This is a genomic window from Rhizobium mongolense USDA 1844, from assembly GCF_000419765.1.
In the GTDB taxonomy this organism is placed as follows: Bacteria; Pseudomonadota; Alphaproteobacteria; order Rhizobiales; family Rhizobiaceae; genus Rhizobium; species Rhizobium mongolense.
On the sequence record NZ_ATTQ01000024.1, the window covers coordinates 1 to 21,450 of the forward strand.

Here is a 21,450-nt window from a genome sequence, read left to right on the forward strand (position 1 = left end):
TCGATGGCGCTGTCCATCGCAGCATAGGCAGTGTCGACCTTGGCGGCACCGAGGCCGAGAGCGTCGGAAACAGCCGAAAGCGCCTTGTTGTCGGAACGCATGGTCGTTGCGATCGACCAGTAAGCGGCATTGTCAGCGGCCTTGCCGACACGCAAGCCGGACGAAACGTGGTCCTGGGTTTCCTTGAGGCTCTGGTTTACACCGCGAAGGGTCTGCAGTGCCGCCATTGCGGCAGTGTTCGTTAGAATGCTTGACATCGCTTTTTGTCCAATTCGCTTGGGTGAAAGGGCATTCCGGCCGAGGCCGAGAGCGGCGGTGCTTCATGCTCACCTGCAACAGGTGTCCGTGCGCCGAACCTAGCGAAAACATGGTTAACAACTCGTCAACGCTGGTTACGTCTCGTCAACGAATCTTACCGAATAGGTAATTTTCTACATTGGGAGCGAGCCAAAACCCTTGCTGCGCAAGGCATCCGTGATTTCATGCAGAATAGCCGGATCGTCGATGGTCGCCGGCATTTTCCATGGTTCGCCGTCCGCGATCTTCTGCATTGTGCCACGCAGAATCTTACCCGAACGGGTCTTCGGCAGACGTTCGACGACAACCGCCGTCTTGAATGCGGCCACCGGACCGATCTGGTCGCGAATCAGTTTGACGACCTCAGCTTCGATCGTTGCCTTCGCCCTTGTGACGTTCTTCTTGAGCACAAGGAAGCCACACGGCACCTGACCCTTGAGCGGATCGGCAATACCGACGACGGCGCACTCCGCAACATCCGGATGCTTTGCGCAGACCTCCTCCATTGCTCCCGTCGAAAGCCTGTGGCCTGCACAGTTAATGATGTCGTCCGTGCGCGACATGATGAAGAGATAGCCGTCATCATCCACATAACCGGCGTCCGCGGTCTTGTAGTATCCCGGAAATTCCTCGAGATAAGCCGAGCGAAAACGCTCGTCTGCCTCCCAGAGTGTCGGCAGACAGCCCGGCGGCAAGGGCAGCTTGGCGACGATGTTGCCGAGGGTGCCGGGTGGCACCTGATGCCCTGCGTCGTCGAGAACCTGGATCTCGTAGCCAGGCACCGGCACGGACGCTGATCCGTGCTTTACTGGAAGCTCACCGAGACCGAGTGGATTTGCAGCGATCGGCCAGCCGGTTTCCGTCTGCCACCAATGATCGATCACGGGAACCTTAAGCATCTTTTCCGCCCATTTGAGGGTTTCGGGATCGGCTCGCTCACCCGCAAGAAAAAGAGCCCGGAAATGCGGTTTCGAATAGTGGCGCACGAATTCGCCGTCGGCATCTTCCCGGCGAATCGCGCGGAAGGCTGTCGGGGCGGTAAAGAGAACACGCACATCGTATTCGCAAATCACGCGCCAGAACGCGCCGGCGTCGGGTGTGCCGACGGGTTTGCCCTCAAAGATTACAGTCGCCACACCCGCAAGCAACGGCGCATAGACGATATAGGAATGACCAACCACCCAGCCGATATCGGAAGCCGCCCAGAAAACTTCGCCGGGTTTCATTGCGTAGATGTTCGCCATCGACCAGTGCAGCGCGACCATATGCCCGCCATTGTCACGGACGACGCCCTTCGGCTGACCGGTGGTGCCGGATGTGTAAAGGATATAGAGCGGATCGATCGCTTTGACGGCCACGCAAGGAATGCTCCTGCCATGGTGAAGCGCTACGGCCTCTTGGAAAGCATGATCGCGCCCAGGCACAAGTTCGGCCGTCAGTTGCGGCCTTTGCAGAACGAGGCAATGTGCGGGCTTTGATTTCGCCGCAGCGATGGCCTGATCGACAAGCGGCTTGTAAGCCACGACACGGCCTGGTTCCAATCCGCAGCTGGCAGTGACCACGAGCTTTGCGCCTGAATCATCGATGCGGGCCGCAAGTTCATTGGCAGCAAACCCCCCAAAAACCACGGAGTGGATGGCGCCGATGCGAGCGCAGGCAAGCATGGAGAAAATGGCTTCGGGCACCATCGGCATGTAGATGATGACACGATCGCCTTTGCCGATGCCGAACGCTTGAAAGGTCGCCGCGATCGCCTGCACTTCGGCAAGCGCTTCCTCGTAACTAAAACGTGCCTTGGCGCCACTCATGGCGCTGTCGAAGATGATGGCAGTTTCGGTGCCGCGGCCTGCCAACACATGACGGTCCAGGCAATTGTAACAGGTATTGGTCTCACCGTCTGCGAACCAGCGGCCGTAAGCGCCCTGTGATGGCGAGAAGATCTGCTGCGGCTCCTTGAACCAGACGATCGCTCTTGAAGCGTCGCGCCAGAATGCTTCCGGATCGCTCTTCCAGCTCGCATAGACCTGATGATAGCTGCTCTGCATTTGCTCCTCCCCAGGATATGCAAGCCGTGTGGCAAGTTTAGGCGAGGGGAGGCTGGACCGGAAGCCCGACGAAAGCAGAAGGACTAACGTGCGCCGAAAATAGCGGATCCGACGCGCACGCTCGTCGCACCGAAGGCCACGGCCGTTTCGTAGTCCCCGGACATGCCCATGGAGAGTTTTTCCACTCGGCATTGTCTTGCGATCTTAGCCAGCAGAGCAAAATGTGGACCGGGATTCTCCTCGGCTGGGGGAATGCACATCAGGCCTTCGATCGAAAGGCCGAGCTCATTCCGGCAGAAATAGACGAATGCGGGTGTATCGGCGGGCGCAATACCGGCCTTTTGCGGTTCTAGACCGCTATTAACCTGGACATAGAGCCGAACGGTCTTGCCTTGCCGTTTCATTTCCCCGGCGATCGCGCGGGCGATCTTTTCACGATCGACAGTTTCTATGACATCAAAGAGCGCAACGGCATCCGCTGCCTTATTCGATTGCAGCGGCCCGATAAGGTGCAGCTCGATGCCGGGCGTCTCGGTCTTGAGTTCCGGCCATTTGCCTTGGCTTTCCTGAACGCGGTTCTCGCCGAAAATGCGCTGACCAGCCGCAATCGCGGGGCGGATGACCTCCGCATCGAAGGTCTTCGAAACGGCAACGAGTTGAACCGATCCGGCAGGACGCTGGGACTGACGCTCTGCGGCCGAAATGCGCGCGCGAACATCGTTCAACCGCTCTTGAAGTTCCATTATCTGATCCCGACATGTCCGCATAAGGAGGATGGCATGCACTAACCGCGCCTGACATTCTTGCCAAGGCCCTGTCTGCCAAAAAGCAGTTTGCTGCGAGGGATCGGACGCTTGCAGTACCCACGAAACTTGACGCTACAACGGTTTCATGGTGAAGGTCACCACCAACCTCCCCTGATTTTCCGGAAATTCGAATACCATGGCTACCGAACGTTATAATCCGCGCGATGCCGAGCCCCGCTGGCAGCAAAAATGGAACGAGGCGAAGGTCTTTGAGACCGACAACGCCGATCCGCGCGAAAAATACTATGTACTTGAAATGTTTCCCTATCCGTCGGGCCGAATTCACATGGGCCATGTGCGCAACTACGCGATGGGTGACGTCGTGGCCCGTTACAAGCGGGCCCGGGGCTTCAACGTCCTGCACCCGATGGGCTGGGATGCCTTCGGGATGCCGGCGGAAAACGCTGCCATGGAGCGCGGCGTACATCCGGCATCATGGACCTACCAGAATATCGACTCGATGAAATCGCAGTTGAAGGCCATGGGGCTTTCGCTCGATTGGAGCCGGGAATTTGCCACCTGCGACGTGGAATACTACCAGCATCAGCAGCATCTTTTCCTGGATTTCCTGGAGAAAGGTCTCGTCTACCGGAAGCAGTCGAAAGTCAATTGGGACCCAGTCGACAATACCGTTCTTGCGAATGAACAGGTTATCGACGGCCGCGGCTGGCGTTCGGGTGCTCTGGTCGAGCAGCGGGAACTCACGCAGTGGTTCTTCAAGATAACTGATTTCAGCCAGGATCTGCTTGACGCTCTGGATACGCTCGAGCAGTGGCCGGAGAAAGTTCGTCTGATGCAGAAGAACTGGATCGGCCGCTCCGAGGGTCTGACGATCCGCTTTGAAATCGCGCCGCAGACGGCGCCTGCCGGCGAAACCGAGGTGACGGTTTATACCACACGTCCCGACACGCTTTTTGGCGCTTCCTTCCTTGCGATCGCAGCTGACCACCCCTTGGCAAAGGACGCTGCCGCGACAAATCCAGCTCTCGAAGCCTTCTGCGAAGAATGCCGCCGGGCCGGCACCTCGCTGGCAGCCCTTGAGACGGCCGAGAAGAAGGGCATGGATACCGGTATCCGGGTCAAGCATCCTCTTGATTCATCGTGGGAACTTCCGGTCTATATCGCGAATTTCGTGCTGATGGACTATGGCACGGGCGCTATTTTCGGCTGCCCGTCCGGCGACCAGCGAGACCTCGATTTCGCGCGCAAATATGGTTTGCCCGTTGTTCCGGTGGTCATGCCGAAGGACGGCGATGCCGCAACCTTCACGATCGGTGACACCGCCTACGACGGCGACGGCGTGATGATCAACTCCCGCTTCCTTGACGGCAATACGACGGACGAAGCCTTCAGCCTCGTTGCCGACCGTCTGTCGGGCACGATGCTCGGCAATGTGCCACAGGGCGAACGCAAGGTGAACTTCCGCCTGCGCGACTGGGGCATTTCGCGCCAGCGCTATTGGGGCTGCCCGATCCCGGTCATCCATTGCGATGCCTGCGGTGTCGTGCCGGTGCCGAAGAAGGACCTGCCCGTGAAGCTGCCGGCAGACGTAACCTTCGATCAGCCGGGCAATCCGCTCGACCGCCACCCGACCTGGCGGCATGTCGCCTGCCCAACTTGCGGCAAGGACGCCCGGCGCGAAACGGACACGATGGACACCTTCGTCGATTCGAGTTGGTACTTCACGCGCTTTACGGCGCCTTGGGAAGGTGTCCCCACCGATCCGGCCGCCGCAACCCGTTGGCTTCCCGTCGATCAGTATATCGGCGGCATCGAACATGCCATTCTGCATCTGCTCTATTCGCGTTTCTTCACGCGTGCGATGCGCGAGACCGGCCATGTTGACGTCAAGGAGCCATTCAAGGGCCTCTTCACCCAGGGCATGGTCGTCCATGAGACGTACAGCCGAGGTTCGGGCATGATCCGCGACTGGGTGGCACCTGCAGATATCCGTATCGAAGAGATCGAGGGCAAACGCCGCGCTTTCCTGCTGGAAGGGGGCGAGGAGGTCTCAATTGGATCGATCGAGAAAATGTCGAAGTCCAAGAAGAACGTCGTTGATCCTGATGACATCATAGCTTCCTACGGCGCGGACACGGCGCGGTTCTTCGTTCTCTCGGATTCACCGCCCGAGCGTGATGTGATCTGGTCGGAAGCAGGTGTCGAAGGGGCACATCGCTTCACGCAGCGCCTCTGGCGCTTGATCTCCGAAGCATCCGAAACCCTGGCTTCCATAACGCCGAATCCGGCTAAGGATGGAGAGGCGCTTTCGATCTCCCAGGCAGCCCATAAAACCTTGAAGGCTGTCCAGAACGACTACGACAAGCTTTGGTTCAACAAGGCCGTCGCCCGCATCTATGAACTCGTGAATACTTTGTCGGGCCCGCTGGCGAAAGTGGCGGCAGGCGAGGGCGACGTCGCCTATTGCGCCGCTGTTCGTAACGCGGCGGAAATTCTGGTTCAGCTCGTTGCGCCCATGACGCCGCATCTGGCCGAAGAATGCTGGGCAGCACTTGGCAACAGCGAGATGCTCGCCCGCACCACTTGGCCTGTCTATGACGAAGCTCTGGTCTTGGAGAATGACGTGGTGCTGCCGGTCCAGATTAATGGCAAGAAGCGCACCGAATTGACAATTTCTAAAGACGCAGATCAGAATGCCGTGACACAGGCAGTCTTGAAACTCGACGCCGTCATCAATGCGATGAACGGTCAGGCGCCGAAGAAAATTATTGTGGTTCCGCAAAGGATTGTGAACATTGTCGTTTGATATCGCTCCCAGGCTCGCACGCGGCGGCGCAATCACCGCCGTCCTTGCGTTTGCAGCCTTGCTTTCCGCCTGCCAGGTTCGTCCACTTTACTCGGAAACGTCAGGAGTTGCCGGGAAACTCGCTTCCGTCGGCTTCTCGGACGCGACGACTCGTGTCGAACAGGAAGTTCGCAACCGCCTGATCTTCCTTGCTACGCGCGGCGCGGGCGAGCCCGTCAAACCGGCCTACGAGGTAGAGCTGCAGGTGCGGTCTGACGTCGTCGACGCACTTCTTGTCGAATCGTCCGACACGTCGCGCGCCGGTCGAGTGACCGTCAGCGTGGATTACACGCTGCAGGCGACGGTGGACGGCCATGTCATCAAGTCGGGTAACCGCTACGCAACAGCGCTTGTCGATTTCCCGACCCAACAGTTTGCCAAGCAGCGCGCAATCCGCGATGCCGAAAACCGCGCGGCACGCGAGGCTGCCGAGCTTGTCGGCTTGGATATTGCCGGCGCGCTCGGTCGCTGAGGAAAAGGCCGTGGCGGAAATTAAATCTCACGAATTTGAAGGCTTTCTTCAACGTTCGGTTTCCGCCTACCGCATCTTCGTCATCTACGGGCCGGATCGTGGCCTGGTTTCCGAACGGGCAGGGCAAATCGCCGGTAAGAGCCGCGTTGCCCTGGATGACCCTTTCTCGCTTGTCAAACTCGACATTGGCGACCTACAGAAGGATCCCGGGCGCCTGCTGGATGAGGCGGGTGCTATCGGACTCTTCGGAGGAGAAAAACTCCTTTGGGTACGGGGCGCGGCGAATGAAAAATATCTGGTCGACGCCCTCGACCACCTTTCCCAAAAGCCGCTCGACGCAACCTCCATCATCGTCGAAGCCGGGGATCTGAAGAAGGGCACCCTTCTTCGCAAGCTTGCCGAAGGCACGGGCAGTATCGTTGCGATCCCTTGTTATTCGGATGATGCGCGTGCCTTGAACGGTTTGATCGACAATGAATTGGCATCGGAAGGCCTGCGCATCACGCCTGCCGCACGGCAGGTTTTGATCGGACTGATCGGCGGTGATCGCCTCGCTTCACGCAATGAGGTCAGAAAGCTCGCCCTCTACTGCCGCGGCATGGAGACGATCGAGGAGCATCATGTGACCGAGATTATCGGCGACGCCAGCGCCATTTCGGTCGACGACGCCGTGGACGCCATTTTAAGCGGAAACACCGGTAATTTCCTGCATGCCATGCAGAAGATCACGACATCCAAGACGGCTGTCTTCCTCGTCATCCAAGCTTGCCTGAAACAGTTTCAGCTTCTGGACGCAATGCGCGCAGAAATGGATGAAAAGCGGCTTCAGACAGCTCAGGTTATGCAGACCCATGGTCGCCATCTGCATTTCCGGCGCAAACCAATTATCGAACAGGCGCTCCGCACCTGGAATGCCGACGCCATCGGCCGTGAAACAAGCAGGCTGCAGTCGGCGATCTTGCAGACAAGAAGGCGTCAGAGCCTGGAGGACAGCATCGCGCTACAAACATTGCTGTTCACAACGCTCCAAAGCGGGCGAAAAGGCTAAGGCTTATCGCCGCTCAAGGAGCCGGCAGACTTCTTCAAGTTGCTCCAGCGACTTATAGGCAATGCGGATCTGGCCGCCGCTGGACTTGTGGTTGATGGTGACATCAAGGCCAAGTGTATCGGAAAGCGTGCGCTCGAGCGCCAGTGTATCAGAATCCTTCTGATCACGTGGAGCAGCCGCACGCTGGGGCTCCGATTGCGCTTTGATATCGTTCTGCGCGAGCTTTTCGGCATCGCGGACGGACATTCCCTTCGAGACGATCGTGCGAGCAAGGGCCGTCGGATCAGATGTCGGAACCAGTGCACGTGCATGCCCCGCCGACAGGCTGCCGGCCGCAAGAAACTCTCGAACGGGCTCTGGAAGCTTGAGCAGACGCAGAGAATTTGCGACATGGCTTCGGCTTTTGCCGATAATCTCGCCCAGGTCGTTCTGGGTATAGCCGTATTCGGCGATAAGCTGTTCGTAACCCAGCGCCTCTTCGAGAGGGTTGAGATCCGATCGCTGAACGTTCTCGACGATCGCAATCTCGAGCGCCGTCTTGTCGTCGACATCGCGGATGATCACTGGAATTTCGACAAGCCCTGCGAGCTGGGCAGCGCGCCATCTTCTTTCGCCGGCTATTATTTCATACTGGTTCGTCGCAAGCGTACGCACAACGATTGGCTGGACAATGCCATGCTGGCGAATAGAGCTGGCAAGATCGTGCAACTCGCTGTCATCAAAAAAGCGCCGCGGATTGCGCGGGTTCCGGCTGACAAATTCAATCGGGATGAGACGGTCTGCACTGACACCGCTCTTTTCGCCATCGACAGGCACCGGCTGGTCCATTTCGCCGATCAGCGCAGCAAGTCCGCGGCCTAAACGTCTCTTCGATACATCGTCATTCATTGGAAATACTCACTTGAAGCTTAAGCGGCGAGACGCTGACGTTCACGCTGGATGACCTCCGAGGCCAGCTGTAGATATGCCTGGCTGCCGGCGCATTTCAAATCATAAAGGATCGCAGGCTTACCATATGAGGGCGCTTCGGAAACCCGGACGTTGCGCGGGATAAGCGTGTGATAAACTTTCTCGCCGAGATGCGTGCGAACATCACTCACCACCTGCTGGGCAAGATTGTTTCGCGCATCGAACATTGTCAGCACGATACCTTGGATATCCAACCGCGGGTTTACCGTTCGCCGGACCTGATCAACCGTCTCTAAGAGCTGACTCAACCCCTCCAATGCGAAGAATTCGCATTGTAACGGCACCAAAACGGAATGTGCCGCAGCCATTGCGTTCATCGTCAACAGGTTGAAAGAAGGCGGGCAATCCAACAAAATATAAGTAAATTCAAATGCTTGAGGGGTTGTTAGCGCCTTCCGCAACTTGAATACCCGATCGCTCTGCTGAGCGATTTCCATTTCTATACCGAGCAAATCCATTGTCGACGGCACGATCGAAAGATTTGGGACAGCGGTGGGCAGAGACGCCTCCGTCACCCCGGCCTCGCCAATCAGCAAATCATAAGAAGAGAGTTTGCGATCTTTCCGATCGATCCCGAGACCAGTGCTTGCGTTACCCTGAGGGTCCAGGTCGACGATCAGTACTCGTTCGCCGATGGCGGCCAACGCGGTCGCCAGATTAATGGCGGTGGTCGTCTTTCCCACCCCACCTTTTTGATTTGCTATTGTAATAATCCGGTTTCGTTCAAAGGCCATGGCCGCATCATCCGAACTGTTAAACCAAGCGCTGGAGATTGAAGATCTCGAGTATGACCGAATCTCGCTCGACAACGCTTTGGTGTTCTAGCAGATCAAAACCCCATCGACCACGTGCCTTGGCAATTTCGGCAGCGTAATCCCGGCCTTTATGAAAAAATGCACGGGTATTTCTATTGCGCAGCATCCAGGGCTCCGCAAAGTCGCACAGTTTATCGAGATCGGCGAGGGCCCGTGCGGAGATTGCCTCGCAGGAAGGGACAACATCCGGTCCATCCTCGATACGGATGGAATGCACAGAACCGCGTGCGCCTGTCTCGCGAAGGGCCAACCTGAGGAAAGACGCTTTCTTGTTGTTGCTCTCAATAAGATGGGCCCATCCATCACAAAGCTCAGCCAGAAAGATGGCGGTGATCACGCCGGGAAATCCGCCGCCGCTGCCCAAATCCACCCAGCGTTTCGGGCCGGGACTCAATTGAAAGATTTGAGCGCTGTCAGCGACGTGTCTTTGCCATGTATCATTCAACGTCGACGGAGCGGCGAGGTTGATGGATTTCGACCACTTGCTAAAGAGAGCAACAAAATGCTCCAGTCTGTCTTGTGTTTCACGTGAAACACTTTGACCGTTCAACTCCATGGGAGACTCTCAAAACGTGTGTTAGGCGACTGACCGGTGGGTAGCCTCTGCCTTTCGCAAATGAACGAGCAGAAGAGAGATAGCCGCGGGCGTCATGCCATCTATCTTTGCGGCCTGAGCGACATTGAACGGTCGCTGCCTGCCAAGCTTCTGCTTGAGCTCATTCGAAAGGCCAGCCAGAGTGGAATAATCAAAATCGTCTGGAATTAAGCGACTCTCGTCGCGCTGAATATCAACAATATCCGAAGACTGCCGGCGCATATAGACGGCATATGATGCTTCGATCTCCACGGCCTGCGCGATCGAATTGCTCAACGCTTGAAGTTCGGGCCATACATTTGACAGCAGCCCCATGTCGAAATCGGGGTAGGCGAGTAGCTCGTAGGCCGAACGCCTCTGCCCATCCAAGTTGATCTTCAAGCCATACTGTCGGGCCTCATTCGGCGTAATATGCAATGCCTTCAGTTGTTCTCGCGCACCGTCAAGAGCACACTTGTATTCGTAGAATTTGGCACGGCGGTCCTGTCCCAGACATCCGATCTCGTCCGCAAGCGGAGTGAGCCGCATATCTGCGTTATCCGCACGCAGAGAAAGGCGGTATTCCGCACGTGAGGTGAACATGCGATAGGGCTCTGCAACCCCCCTCGACGTCAGATCGTCGATCATGACGCCGATGTAGGAGTTTGTCCGGCTCAGATAGACCTGTGTTTGGTTCCCCGCCCGGCGCGCGGCATTGAGACCCGCCACCAGGCCTTGGGCCGCTGCCTCCTCGTAGCCAGTCGTTCCGTTGATCTGTCCTGCGAGGTAAAGCCCCGGCATTCGCTTCACTTCAAGAGCAGGCGTCAGTTCCCGCGGATCGACGTGATCATATTCTATCGCATAACCCGGTTGGACGATCGAAACCTTTTCGAGGCCCGGTATGGTGCGGATGAATGCATCCTGCACCTCCGCCGGCAGCGATGTCGAAATGCCATTCGGATAGACGGTATCGTCTTCTAAGCCTTCAGGTTCGAGGAAAATTTGATGCCCGTCCCGCTCGCCGAACTTCACGATCTTGTCTTCGATCGAGGGACAATAGCGCGGTCCAACGCCCTCAATCTGACCGGAATACATCGCCGAACGATGCAGGTTGTCCTGAATGAGTTTATGCGTGGCAGCCGTCGTACGCGTTACCCCACATTCAATCTGCGGATTCGTAATTGCACCCGTCATGAATGAGAATGGCGTCACTTCCTCATCTGCGCCCTGTCGGCCGACAGATCCCCAATCAATTGTCTTGCCGTCAAGACGCGCTGGCGTGCCTGTCTTGAGGCGACCGAGCCGGAGCCCCATTCGGGATAATGTTGAGGACAAACCGAGCGACGGATCTTCGCCGACACGGCCCGCTGGAATCTTCTTGTCCCCGATATGAATAAGCCCGCGCAAGAAGGTTCCCGTCGTAAGTACGACAGCGCCGCAGATTAGAATCCGGCTATCTTTCATGACGACACCCGCGATGCGGCCGTCTGATATATCAATATCAAGGGCGTCACCTTCGATAACGTCAATATTATCAATAGCTTCGATTGCTGCTTGCATTGCGGCCCGGTAGAGCTTCCGATCGGCTTGGGTGCGCGGACCGCGGACTGCCGGGCCTTTCTTGCGATTCAGCATCCGGAACTGGATACCGGCTGCATCGGCGATACGACCCATAAGGCCGTCAAGCGCATCCACCTCCCGCACCAGGTGGCCTTTCCCAAGGCCGCCAATCGCAGGGTTGCAGGACATGACCCCGATCGTGTCGCGCCGATGCGTCACAAGGGCTGTGCGAGCGCCGAGGCGGGCCGCTGCGCTGGCCGCTTCGCAACCAGCGTGACCACCTCCGATTACAACGACATCGTATTGACAGACACTCATTTCGCTTTCCCGCACGCTTCCAGGTGTTTCACGTGAATCATTTTCCGATGCAAAACTCTGAAAAGATCACGTCGAGCAGGTTCTCAACATCAACGCGCCCTGTAATCCTGCCGAGGGCATTGCCGGCGATACGAAGGTTCTCGGCCCTAATATCGAGCTCCGCCGGCGGATGCGCCAAAGCTGCCTCGATCGCCTTCAAGCATTCCGCAAGCGAATCCTTTTGCCGCCTGCGGCTCGGGATCGCCAGGCTATGGCTGCTGACCTGCCGCTCAAGCCGCTCGGCGATGGCGGCGCGAAGCGCGAACAATCCCGCATCCGTGACGGCAGATATCGTCAGATCGTAGGCGTCCGGACCATTTCCCGCGGATATATCGGCCTTTGTCCCGACCCGCAAGACCTCCGTGTTGGCGATTGGCGGAAGCGCATGCGTACCGTCGGCCATATCCTCGAGAAAGAGTACAAGGCTTGCTTCAGAGATGACCTGCTCCGCGCGCCGTATACCCTCCCGCTCCACGAGTTCATTTGCGTCCCGCAAACCTGCCGTGTCATAAAGCTTTACGAGGAAACCATTGATATCGAGATCGACGTGAAGAACATCTCGCGTCGTTCCCGCGATGTCCGTGACGATCGCAACCTCTCGCCGTGCAAGCGCATTCATAAGCGTCGATTTTCCGGCATTCGGAGCGCCCGCGATAACGACCTTGAAGCCATCGCGAATAATCTCGCCGGCCTTCGCGTGAGCGAGATGGCTTGCTATCTCTGCCTGTAGTCGGCCAACATCATCCCAGACCAGATCCGATACCGAACCGGGTACGTCATCCTCATCGGCAAAGTCGAGTTCGGCTTCGATGAGGGCGCGAGCCCGCGTCAATCGTTCCGCCCACGAATCGTATAGCTGCGAGAGTTTTCCCTGGCTATGCTCGACCGCCAGACGTCGCTGCATCTCCGTTTCAGCGGCTATGAGATCAGCCAGGCCCTCAATCTCGACGAGGTCGAGTTTGCCGTTTTCAAAAGCCCGACGCGAGAATTCACCTTCGGTGGCCATGCGCACGCCGTCGATCGACTCCAGTTCCTCGAATAGCGCATTAATGACGGCTCGGCTGCCATGCAGCTGGAGCTCGGCGCAGTCTTCGCCTGTAAAAGACGCCGGAGATGGAAAGAAGAGCACTAAACCGCTATCGATGATTGAACCGTTACGCAAACGAATCGTTCGCAGCGACGCCTTGCGCGGCGGTGGAACGTCGCAGGTCAACAACTGCAGAGCATCGCGCGTCTTTACACCACTGAGGCGTATAACCGCAACGCCGGAGGGGACTGCTCCGCTCGACAGTGCATAGATGGTTTCGTTCGACATCCTCGGTTACTCTGGCCGCGCGGATTCCTCAAAAACCGAAAGCCGGCCACGGAGAATGACCGGCTTCATTATCAGACATCCGGCTATCTATTACGTGTTCATCGACTCGAAGAAATCCGGATTGCTCTTCGTCTGCTTCAGCTTGTCGATGAGAAACTCGATCGCGTCGGTCGTTCCCATGGGGGCAAGAATACGTCGAAGCACGAAGATCTTCTGCAGGTCTTGACGGGGGACAAGCAGGTCCTCCTTGCGCGTGCCGGACTTCAGAATATCCATCGCCGGGAAGATGCGCTTGTCCGCTACCTTGCGATCGAGAACGATTTCCGAGTTACCGGTGCCCTTGAATTCTTCGAAAATGACTTCATCCATACGGCTGCCGGTATCAATGAGCGCCGTCGCGATAATCGTCAGGGAGCCGCCTTCTTCGATGTTACGGGCAGCGCCGAAGAAGCGCTTCGGCCGTTGCAGAGCGTTTGCATCGACACCACCAGTCAGAACCTTACCGGAGGACGGCACCACGGTGTTGTAGGCGCGTCCGAGGCGCGTGATCGAATCAAGCAGGATGACGACATCGCGGCCGTGTTCGACAAGCCGCTTTGCCTTTTCGATCACCATCTCGGCGACCTGCACGTGACGCACAGCTGGCTCGTCGAATGTGGAAGATATCACTTCGCCGCGTACCGAACGCTGCATGTCCGTCACTTCCTCAGGACGTTCATCGATCAGCAGAACGATCAGGTAGCATTCCGGATGATTTGCAGTGATCGAGTGCGCAATATTCTGCAGAAGAACGGTCTTACCGGTTCTGGGCGGCGCGACGATGAGACCACGCTGGCCCTTACCAAGCGGCGCCACGAGATCGATGACGCGCGAAGACAGATCCTTCGATGTCGGAACGTCGAGTTCCATCTTGAATCGTTCATTCGGATAAAGCGGCGTCAGATTGTCGAAGTGAACCTTATGACGGATCTTTTCCGGATCGTCGAAATTGATCGTGTTCACCTTGAGAAGAGCAAAATAGCGCTCGCCTTCCTTCGGACCGCGGATCGGTCCCTCGACCGTATCGCCGGTTTTCAGCGAGAAGCGGCGGATCTGCGAAGGGGAAATATAGATATCGTCCGGACCCGGCAGATAGTTGGCGTTTGGCGAACGCAGGAAGCCGAAACCATCCTGCAGGACTTCCACGACGCCTTCGCCGATGATCTCGACATCCTGGCTCGCGAGAACCTTCAGGATCGCAAACATCAGTTCTTGTTTGCGCATGGTGCTTGCATTTTCGACCTCGAGCGATTCGGCGAACGCCAGAAGATCGGTCGGGGATTTGCTCTTAAGTTCCTGAAGCTTCATTTCAGCCATGAAGTGACCATTACTCTATATTTCGAAGGGGGGAAGGCTATGTTGCGTCGTTTCGGTGTTGCGAAAGGGCTCGCAGACGACTGAACTCAAAACACATGCCACGAAGATGAGATGCGCGGAAAATAGCGACTAAGATAAGACCCCGCAAGGGGGCTTCTAAAAATGAAGTAAATTTAAGCGGCGCCTATTCACTTCAAAACGGCTTAACGACGACAAGGACGACAATCAGGATCATCAGCAGCGTCGGCGCTTCGTTCATGAATCTCCAATACCGCGCCGAGCGTCGGTTTTCGTCACGGGCAAAAGCCGTCACCGCTCGGCTGAAAAACATGTGAACGGCCGTCAGGAGCACGACGAGGGCAAGCTTGGCATGCAGCCAGCCGCCCTGAAAACCGTAGACAGACCAAGCCAGATACACGCCGAAGACCCACGTCAGCATCATCGCCGGGTTCATGATGACCTTCAGCAGACGTCTCTCCATAATCTTGAAGGTCTCCGACTGCAAGGAACCTGGCTCCGCATCCGTATGGTAGATGAAGAGTCGCGGCATGTAGAACAGCCCGGCCATCCAGGAGATCACCGCGATGATGTGCAGCGCCTTGATCCAAAGGTAGAGGTCGTCCGGGTTCCATACGAACAGCCCGACAGCAAGCAGCAGAAAGAGGGCGAGGGCAAAATGCGCTCGTCGCCGCGCGTAGCTACCGGGTCGCTGATCTGTCTGCCTTTCCATCATTCAATTCCCGCCGCGGCGAACACGCTCGACAAGCAGGCGAACATTTTCCGGATCGGCCTGCGGCGTGATTCCATGACCGAGGTTGAAGATCAGCGGCCCGCCACCGAGATGCGCCAAGATTTCGTCGATACCCTCCTCAAGCGCCGGCGAGCCGGCAACAACCCTCATCGGATCAAGATTACCTTGAACCGCTCCCTCCTTTTGAAGTTCAGCAGCAAATTCAAGCGGCACCGACCAATCAAGGCCAATCGCGTCAGCACCGGTCTTGTGCCTGTAGGTCTTTAAAAGATAGCCCGCACCCTTGGCAAACGAGATGACCCGCGCATTCGGACGCCGTGCCTTGATAGCGGCAATCATCCGAGCAACTGGCTTGACGGCAAAAGCCTCGAATTCCTTTTCCCCAAGAACACCGGCCCAAGAATCGAAAATCTGCACGGCATCAGCGCCGGCATCTATTTGCGTCACCAGATATTCGGCGGAGATGTCCGCAAGCAGCGTCAACAGCCGTTCAAACGCTTTGGGATACTGGTAGGCGAAAAGCCTCGCAGGCGCTTGGTCAGGTGTGCCGTGGCCCGCAATCATGTAGGTTGCCACCGTCCAGGGCGCACCACAAAAGCCGAGAAGCGTCGTTTCTTCCGGGAGCTCTGCGCGCAACCGCCGCACTGTCTCAAACACCGGCTTCAGATAGTCGATAACTCCCCCCGCATCCAGACGTGAAATTCCAGCCTCGTCGATCGGGTCCATCTCTGGACCATGGCCTTCCGTAAAACGCACATTGCGCTTCATGGCATCGGGAATGACGAGAATGTCAGAGAATAGGATCGCCGCATCGAAGCCGTAGCGGCGGATGGGTTGCAGCGTCACTTCGACAGCGTGTTCCGGTGAATAACAAAGATCGAGGAAGCTCCCTGCCTTTGCACGCGTTTGCCTGTATTCCGGGAGATAGCGACCTGCCTGTCTCATAAGCCAGACCGGCGGAGGGGAGAGAGTTTCGCCGTCGAGAACTCTCATGATTTTCCGGCGTGTTTCGCTCAAGCGCTTCGTCCCTATAAAAATCTAAAGATATTTTAAAAGGTTTCTATTTCTTAGAGTCGGTGTCTATCAAGGATTAAAATCCATCCACTGGTGATGCCAAATGTCACGCGCATCTAGGATATCGGGACAACATCGATAACCCTCCATCGCAGTTTTATGGAGAAGCTCGAATCTAAAAGTGATTCCAAAAACTTGTCTCGAAGGCTGAGGCGTTTCTTTCTGTGGATATCTTGTGTATTCTACATGAGCTCTCCAGCGCGGACCACAAATCCACAGGCCGCACTGCAGTACCCTCCAGAAAATCCGAAATGTGGATAAGGGGTCATGTTTTCCCTTGCCTCAGGCCATGCCGGTCCCTTAGCTCTTTCCCATCCAGTCTTTTCAACAGGCAGCAGAAAATAGCGTGGAGAACCGCACGAACTTCTTCCATCTGCATCTGATTTCTGACTCGACCGGTGAGACTCTGATCTCAGCCGGCCGCGCTGCTTCCGCCCAGTTCAAATCTGCCCAAGCGGTCGAACACGTCTATCCGTTGATCCGCAACCGCAAGCAGCTGCTTGCGGTTCTCGATGCGATCGACAACGAGCCAGGCATTGTTCTTTACACGGTCGTCGATCGGGAACTCGCTGCGCTGATTGATGAGAGGTGCGTCGAGATGGGCGTTGCCTCAGTGAATGTGCTTGAGCCTGTGATGGCCGCTTTCCAGCTTTACCTCGGGGCTCCGCTGCGGCGTCGTGTCGGCGCTCAACATGTCATGAATGCCGGCTATTTTGCGCGCATCGAGGCGCTCAACTTCACCATGGATCACGACGACGGGCAAATGCCGGAGGACTACAACGACGCCGACGTCGTCATCATCGGTATCAGCCGTACGTCCAAAACACCGACGAGCATCTATCTCGCCAATCGCGGCATCAAGACAGCGAATATTCCGATCGTCTATGATGTGCCTTTGCCGGAAGCGCTTTTCACTGCGACGAGGCCGTTGATCGTCTGCCTCATAGCAACGACGGATCGGATATCGCAAGTGCGTGAGAACCGGGTGCTCGGTGCGACGCCCGGCTTCGATCGTGGCCTATATACGGATCGAGCCGCGATCTCCGAAGAACTGAAATATGCCCGCTCGCTCTGTGCGAGGCACAATTGGCCGTTGATCGATGTGACCCGTCGCTCCATCGAAGAGACGGCGGCAGCGATCGTTGCCCTGCGCCCCAAGCTACGCTAAGCGCATTATGAACCACGAGCTATGAGACGCATGACATCGAAACTGATTCTTGCCTCGTCCAGTCCATTCCGACGGATGCTGCTTAAAAATGCCGGCCTGGAGTTTGAAGCGCATGCGGCAAAGATAGACGAGCGCGCAATTGAAGCACCGCTCGAACGAGAGGGCGCATCTCCAGATACCGTAGCTTTGGTGCTTGCACGGGCTAAAGCGGAGGAGGTGAGCGGCCGGTTTCCGGACGCGCTCATCATCGGCTCTGACCAGACTATGTCGCTTCGCGATCGTGTGTTTCACAAGCCGCACGACATGGCTGACGCCGCCAATCATCTGAGATTACTCTCGGGACAAACACATCGTCTGAACAGTGCGATCGCCATCATCCGCAATGGTGCACTTTTATGGGAGCATGTGTCACACGCGTCGCTGACGATGCGCGTTCTGTCGGCGGATTTCATATCGCGCCATCTTGCACGCGTTGGCAACACGGCGCTTGGCAGCGTTGGCGCCTATCAGCTGGAGGGCGAGGGTATTCAACTTTTCAGCCAGATCGACGGCGACTACTTCACGATCCTTGGCCTGCCGATGTTGCCGCTGCTCGCGAAACTAAGGGAATTGGATGCGATTGATGGATGATTCACGTGAAACATTCGGCCCGAATGCCTTTGTCACCGGCTTCCCGGTGCGGCACTCACGTTCGCCTTTGATCCACGGATACTGGCTGAAAAAGCTTGGGCTTCGCGGAAGCTACCGCGCATACGAGGTTGCTCCCGCCGATTTTGCAGCATTCATTGGATCTCTCAAGGATCAAAGCTCGGGCTTTATCGGCGGCAATGTCACCATCCCGCACAAGGAGATGGCCTGTCAGCTCGCGGACAGGCCGGATGAACTCTCCCAGGAACTCGGCGCATCCAACACGTTATGGCTGGAGGAAGGAGAACTCCATTCGACCAATACCGACGGTCACGGATTTACCGCAAACCTGAACGAGCGCCACCCTGGCTGGGATAAGCACGAGACCGCAATAATACTCGGTGCAGGCGGCGCCAGCCGGGCGGTCATACAGGCCGTGCGCGACCGCGGTTTCCGGGAGATTCATGTCGTCAACCGAACCGCTGCTCGCGCGCAGGAACTTGCCGATCGTTTTGGAGAAAAAGTCTATGCGCATCCGATGGGAGCGCTCGCGGAAGTCATGAAAGGTGCGGGTGTTTTCGTCAATACGACATCGCTCGGTATGGACGGCGAATCAGCACCGGAAATCGATTTTTCGCCGCTCGACGGTAACGCGGTCGTCACAGATGTCGTCTATGTGCCGCTGAAGACACCCTTGCTGAAACAGGCCGAGGAACAGGGTTTCGCGATCGTGGATGGACTTGGTATGCTGCTTCATCAGGCTGTGCCGGGCTTCGAGAAATGGTTCAGCAAGCCGCCGGTCGTCGATGACGAGCTTCGTGCACTCGTCATCGCAGATATGGAAAAACACAGATGATCCGGATCGGTCTCACGGGTTCCATAGGGATGGGGAAATCAACTGCGGCAAAGCTCTTTGCCGATGCCGGTATTCCCGTCAATGATTCCGATGCTGTGGTCCATGAGCTTTATGCCGGCGAGGCAGCGCAGTTGATCGAAGCTGAGTTCCCGGGCACGGTTCGGAACGGCGTCGTCGACCGTCAGGAACTTGGCCGTCAGCTTTCGCGCCGACCCGATGGTTTCAAAACGCTCGAAGCAATCGTTCATCCGCTGGTTCGCCAGCGCGAAACGGAATTCGTGGCACGCGAACAAGCGCGAGGATCGGAGATAGTCCTGCTCGATATCCCGCTACTTTTCGAAACTGGTGCCGAGACCCGAGTCGACATAATTGTGGTCGTGAGCTGCGATCCACAGATTCAGCGCGATCGGGTGCTTGCGCGACCGGGCATGACCGAGGAAAAATTCAATATGATTCGCTCGCGGCAGACCCCGGACGCCGAAAAGCGGGAGCGTGCCGATTATGTCATCGACACGGGGCACGCCATCGAAATCACGCGGGCGAGGGTGAGTGAAATCATCGCGGTCTTGAAAGCGCGGATCGCGAAGGGAGATTTCCGGAATGCGTGAGATCATTTTCGATACGGAAACCACCGGTCTCGACAGTCGCATGGATCGCATCATCGAAATCGGCGGCGTCGAGCTCTTGAACCATTTCCCGACCGGCCGCACGATCCATATCTATATCAATCCGGGAGATCAGAAAGTCCATCCCGATGCGCTCGCCGTTCACGGCATTACCGACGAGTTTTTGAAGGACAAGAAGCCTTTCTCCGCAGTGGTTGAAGAGATCATCGAGTTCTTCGGTGACGCAAGGTGGATCGCGCACAACGCGACCTTCGATATGGGTTTTGTCAATGCCGAACTCGCTCGCCTTGGCATACCGCCGATCCTGCCGGAGAGGGTCGTCGATACGCTTTCTCTCGCTCGGCGCAAACATCCGATGGGACCGAATTCGCTCGATGCCCTCTGCCGCCGCTACGGTATAGACAACTCACACCGCACAAAACACGGTGCACTTCTCGACTCGGAACTGCTTGCCGAGGTCTATATAGAGATGATCGGCGGGCGTCAGACCGCTCTCGGTTTGAACGTTGCGGTAACAAGCGGGGCAGGCGACGCCGAGGCCGTTCTGGAGGAGGCCGTTGACATCGGTTTGGAGCGGCCCCGGCCACTCGCACCGCGCCTTAGCGAAGCGGAAGCTCAGGCTCATGATGCGCTGATTGCCGCGCTCGGCAGTAAAGGCATCTGGGCCAGATACGATCGCCCAAATTAAAAGTGCCCGGGCTTTGACCCGGGCACCGCAGTCAAATCACGTGCTTCGAATCAATTTGTCTGCACCTTTGCGCGCGTCTGCTCTTCGGCGACGCGTTGCGCAAACATCTGTGCGAAGTCGATCGGGTCGATCATCAGCGGCGGGAAGCCGCCATTGCGCGTTACATCGGCAATGATCTGGCGGGCAAACGGGAAGAGCATGCGCGGGCATTCGATGAAGAGAACCGGCAGCATGTGTTCTTGCGGGAAGCCGGCAACGCGGAAGACGCCGCCGTAAACGAGTTCGGCATGAAAGACCGTCTTGTCGCCATCCTTGGCCTCGGCGTTGAGCGACAGCACGACGTCGAAATCCGTATCCGAAAGCGGATTGGCATTGACGTTGACATTGATATTGATCGCCGGCGCCTTGTCGCGCGCTTGAAGCGAACGCGGGGCACCCGGATTTTCGAAGGAAAGGTCCTTCGTGTACTGAGCGAGAATGGTGAGGCTCGGGCTTGTCGTGCCGCTGCCGTTGTTTTCATCAGCCATTGGATTTTCCTCGAGGGGCATTGGATGTTGCCGCCATCTAACATTTCGGGAAAAGGCTTACAACCCTGGGCGAATCGGTCTCTACTCGCCGAGCCGCTTGCCTGACCAGGGAGACTTGTTGTTAGGCTCGCGGCGATAATCGTCCTCATCAAGATCGACAACTTTTGAACCCGGCTTGGATTGGTTGCTGAATCCGGACGATTGCGACGCGGTAGAGCCTCTTGTCGTCTGAACGATAACGAATCGCTTGCGGATGTAGTTCCAGGCAAGATCACGAACGGCCGGGATGAAAAGCGCGATGGCGATGATGTCTGAAATAAATCCCGGAACGATGAGAAGCAGCGACGCGATGACGAGCATGGCTGGCCGCAGAAGCTCCCGGCCAGGTAATACGCCGTTTCGCGCCTCGGTCGACATACGCTGCAGGATGCCTATACCCTGGCGACGAAGCAGAGCCATGCCGATCACAACACTCAGGACGACGAGACCAAGGGTCGCCAGTAGGCCGACTGCGCGCCCGACGATTACGAAGCCCGCTATCTCCGCCAGCGGCAGCAGCAGCACAAAACCTGGAAGCATTGCAAGTCGCATCGTCTCTCCAACCGGCGCTCGCCGGGCCTCATGGCAATCGCAAGATTGCGGCTATTTGAATCATCTGTCTATGCGGACTATATGGGAGTACAAATCATAGATGTTAACGGTGGCTGCGGCAC

Annotated in this window: 21 protein-coding genes; 8 read left to right on the forward strand and 13 right to left on the reverse strand. The window is 57.0% G+C overall.

What is annotated here, in order from left to right:
- The 3 genes from A3C3_RS39655 to A3C3_RS0130715 form a co-directional block, all read right to left on the reverse strand.
- A partial coding sequence (locus A3C3_RS39655) for a flagellin N-terminal helical domain-containing protein (protein WP_483414374.1) occupies positions 1-257 on the reverse strand: 257 nt, incomplete at its 3' end.
- 174 nt (positions 258-431) lie between these two features.
- Positions 432-2,342, reverse strand: a complete 1,911-nt coding sequence (locus A3C3_RS0130710; RefSeq protein WP_022718394.1) for a propionyl-CoA synthetase — start codon at positions 2,340-2,342, stop codon at positions 432-434.
- 83 nt (positions 2,343-2,425) lie between these two features.
- Complete coding sequence (locus A3C3_RS0130715; protein WP_022718395.1) at positions 2,426-3,085, reverse strand: YggS family pyridoxal phosphate-dependent enzyme; 660 nt, start codon at positions 3,083-3,085, stop codon at positions 2,426-2,428.
- 199 nt (positions 3,086-3,284) lie between these two features.
- On the opposite strand from A3C3_RS0130715, the gene leuS reads away from it, so the two are divergent.
- The 3 genes from leuS to holA are packed head-to-tail and all read left to right on the forward strand — an operon-like array spanning position 3,285 to position 7,474.
- On the forward strand, positions 3,285-5,915 hold the full coding sequence (gene leuS, locus A3C3_RS0130720; RefSeq protein WP_022718396.1) for a leucine--tRNA ligase: 2,631 nt from the start codon (positions 3,285-3,287) through the stop codon (positions 5,913-5,915).
- Entirely contained in the window at positions 5,905-6,426 is a 522-nt protein-coding gene (gene lptE, locus A3C3_RS0130725) for an LPS assembly lipoprotein LptE (RefSeq protein ID WP_022718397.1), read from the forward strand. The genes leuS and lptE overlap by 11 nt, the downstream gene beginning before the upstream one ends.
- Before the next feature lie 10 nt (positions 6,427-6,436).
- Positions 6,437-7,474, forward strand: coding sequence for a DNA polymerase III subunit delta (gene holA / locus A3C3_RS0130730; protein WP_022718398.1), 1,038 nt, complete (start codon positions 6,437-6,439; stop codon positions 7,472-7,474).
- A 3-nt stretch (positions 7,475-7,477) separates the two neighbouring features.
- Here holA and A3C3_RS0130735 read toward each other — a convergent pair whose 3' ends face one another.
- From A3C3_RS0130735 to hemE, 8 genes are all read right to left on the reverse strand, one after another.
- Positions 7,478-8,362 carry a ParB/RepB/Spo0J family partition protein gene (locus tag A3C3_RS0130735; RefSeq protein WP_022718399.1) on the reverse strand — a complete coding sequence of 295 codons (885 nt, stop codon included), beginning with the start codon at positions 8,360-8,362 and terminating at the stop codon, positions 7,478-7,480.
- A gap of 20 nt (positions 8,363-8,382) precedes the next feature.
- On the reverse strand, positions 8,383-9,177 hold the full coding sequence (locus A3C3_RS0130740) for a ParA family protein (protein ID WP_022718400.1): 795 nt from the start codon (positions 9,175-9,177) through the stop codon (positions 8,383-8,385).
- Positions 9,178-9,196: 19 nt separating this feature from the next.
- Entirely contained in the window at positions 9,197-9,814 is a 618-nt protein-coding gene (gene rsmG, locus A3C3_RS0130745; protein ID WP_022718401.1) for a 16S rRNA (guanine(527)-N(7))-methyltransferase RsmG, read from the reverse strand.
- A gap of 21 nt (positions 9,815-9,835) precedes the next feature.
- Entirely contained in the window at positions 9,836-11,710 is a 1,875-nt protein-coding gene (gene mnmG / locus A3C3_RS0130750; protein ID WP_022718402.1) for a tRNA uridine-5-carboxymethylaminomethyl(34) synthesis enzyme MnmG, read from the reverse strand.
- A 37-nt stretch (positions 11,711-11,747) separates the two neighbouring features.
- Positions 11,748-13,064, reverse strand: coding sequence for a tRNA uridine-5-carboxymethylaminomethyl(34) synthesis GTPase MnmE (gene mnmE, locus A3C3_RS0130755; RefSeq protein ID WP_022718403.1), 1,317 nt, complete (start codon positions 13,062-13,064; stop codon positions 11,748-11,750).
- A 90-nt stretch (positions 13,065-13,154) separates the two neighbouring features.
- Positions 13,155-14,420, reverse strand: coding sequence for a transcription termination factor Rho (gene rho, locus A3C3_RS0130760; RefSeq protein WP_022718404.1), 1,266 nt, complete (start codon positions 14,418-14,420; stop codon positions 13,155-13,157).
- A 193-nt stretch (positions 14,421-14,613) separates the two neighbouring features.
- Positions 14,614-15,150, reverse strand: a complete 537-nt coding sequence (gene hemJ, locus A3C3_RS0130765) for a protoporphyrinogen oxidase HemJ (RefSeq protein WP_028740144.1) — start codon at positions 15,148-15,150, stop codon at positions 14,614-14,616.
- A 3-nt stretch (positions 15,151-15,153) separates the two neighbouring features.
- Positions 15,154-16,188, reverse strand: a complete 1,035-nt coding sequence (hemE, locus tag A3C3_RS0130770) for a uroporphyrinogen decarboxylase (RefSeq protein ID WP_028740145.1) — start codon at positions 16,186-16,188, stop codon at positions 15,154-15,156.
- Positions 16,189-16,591: 403 nt separating this feature from the next.
- On the opposite strand from hemE, the gene A3C3_RS0130775 reads away from it, so the two are divergent.
- The 5 genes from A3C3_RS0130775 to dnaQ are packed head-to-tail and all read left to right on the forward strand — an operon-like array spanning position 16,592 to position 20,210.
- A complete protein-coding gene (locus A3C3_RS0130775) occupies positions 16,592-17,413 on the forward strand; it encodes a pyruvate, water dikinase regulatory protein (protein ID WP_022718407.1) in 822 nt (273 codons plus the stop codon).
- A gap of 30 nt (positions 17,414-17,443) precedes the next feature.
- A complete protein-coding gene (locus A3C3_RS0130780; protein WP_022718408.1) occupies positions 17,444-18,043 on the forward strand; it encodes a Maf-like protein in 600 nt (199 codons plus the stop codon).
- Positions 18,036-18,896, forward strand: coding sequence for a shikimate dehydrogenase (locus A3C3_RS0130785; RefSeq protein WP_022718409.1), 861 nt, complete (start codon positions 18,036-18,038; stop codon positions 18,894-18,896). The genes A3C3_RS0130780 and A3C3_RS0130785 overlap by 8 nt, the downstream gene beginning before the upstream one ends.
- Entirely contained in the window at positions 18,893-19,504 is a 612-nt protein-coding gene (coaE, locus tag A3C3_RS0130790) for a dephospho-CoA kinase (protein ID WP_022718410.1), read from the forward strand. The genes A3C3_RS0130785 and coaE overlap by 4 nt, the downstream gene beginning before the upstream one ends.
- Positions 19,497-20,210, forward strand: a complete 714-nt coding sequence (gene dnaQ, locus A3C3_RS0130795) for a DNA polymerase III subunit epsilon (RefSeq protein ID WP_022718411.1) — start codon at positions 19,497-19,499, stop codon at positions 20,208-20,210. Before coaE ends, dnaQ begins: the two co-directional genes overlap by 8 nt.
- 50 nt (positions 20,211-20,260) lie before the next feature.
- Here dnaQ and secB read toward each other — a convergent pair whose 3' ends face one another.
- Together secB and A3C3_RS0130805 are read right to left on the reverse strand one after the other, a co-directional pair.
- Complete coding sequence (gene secB, locus A3C3_RS0130800; RefSeq protein ID WP_022718412.1) at positions 20,261-20,737, reverse strand: protein-export chaperone SecB; 477 nt, start codon at positions 20,735-20,737, stop codon at positions 20,261-20,263.
- An 81-nt stretch (positions 20,738-20,818) separates the two neighbouring features.
- Positions 20,819-21,328 carry an FxsA family protein gene (locus tag A3C3_RS0130805; protein WP_022718413.1) on the reverse strand — a complete coding sequence of 170 codons (510 nt, stop codon included), beginning with the start codon at positions 21,326-21,328 and terminating at the stop codon, positions 20,819-20,821.
- Positions 21,329-21,450 lie beyond the last annotated feature (122 nt).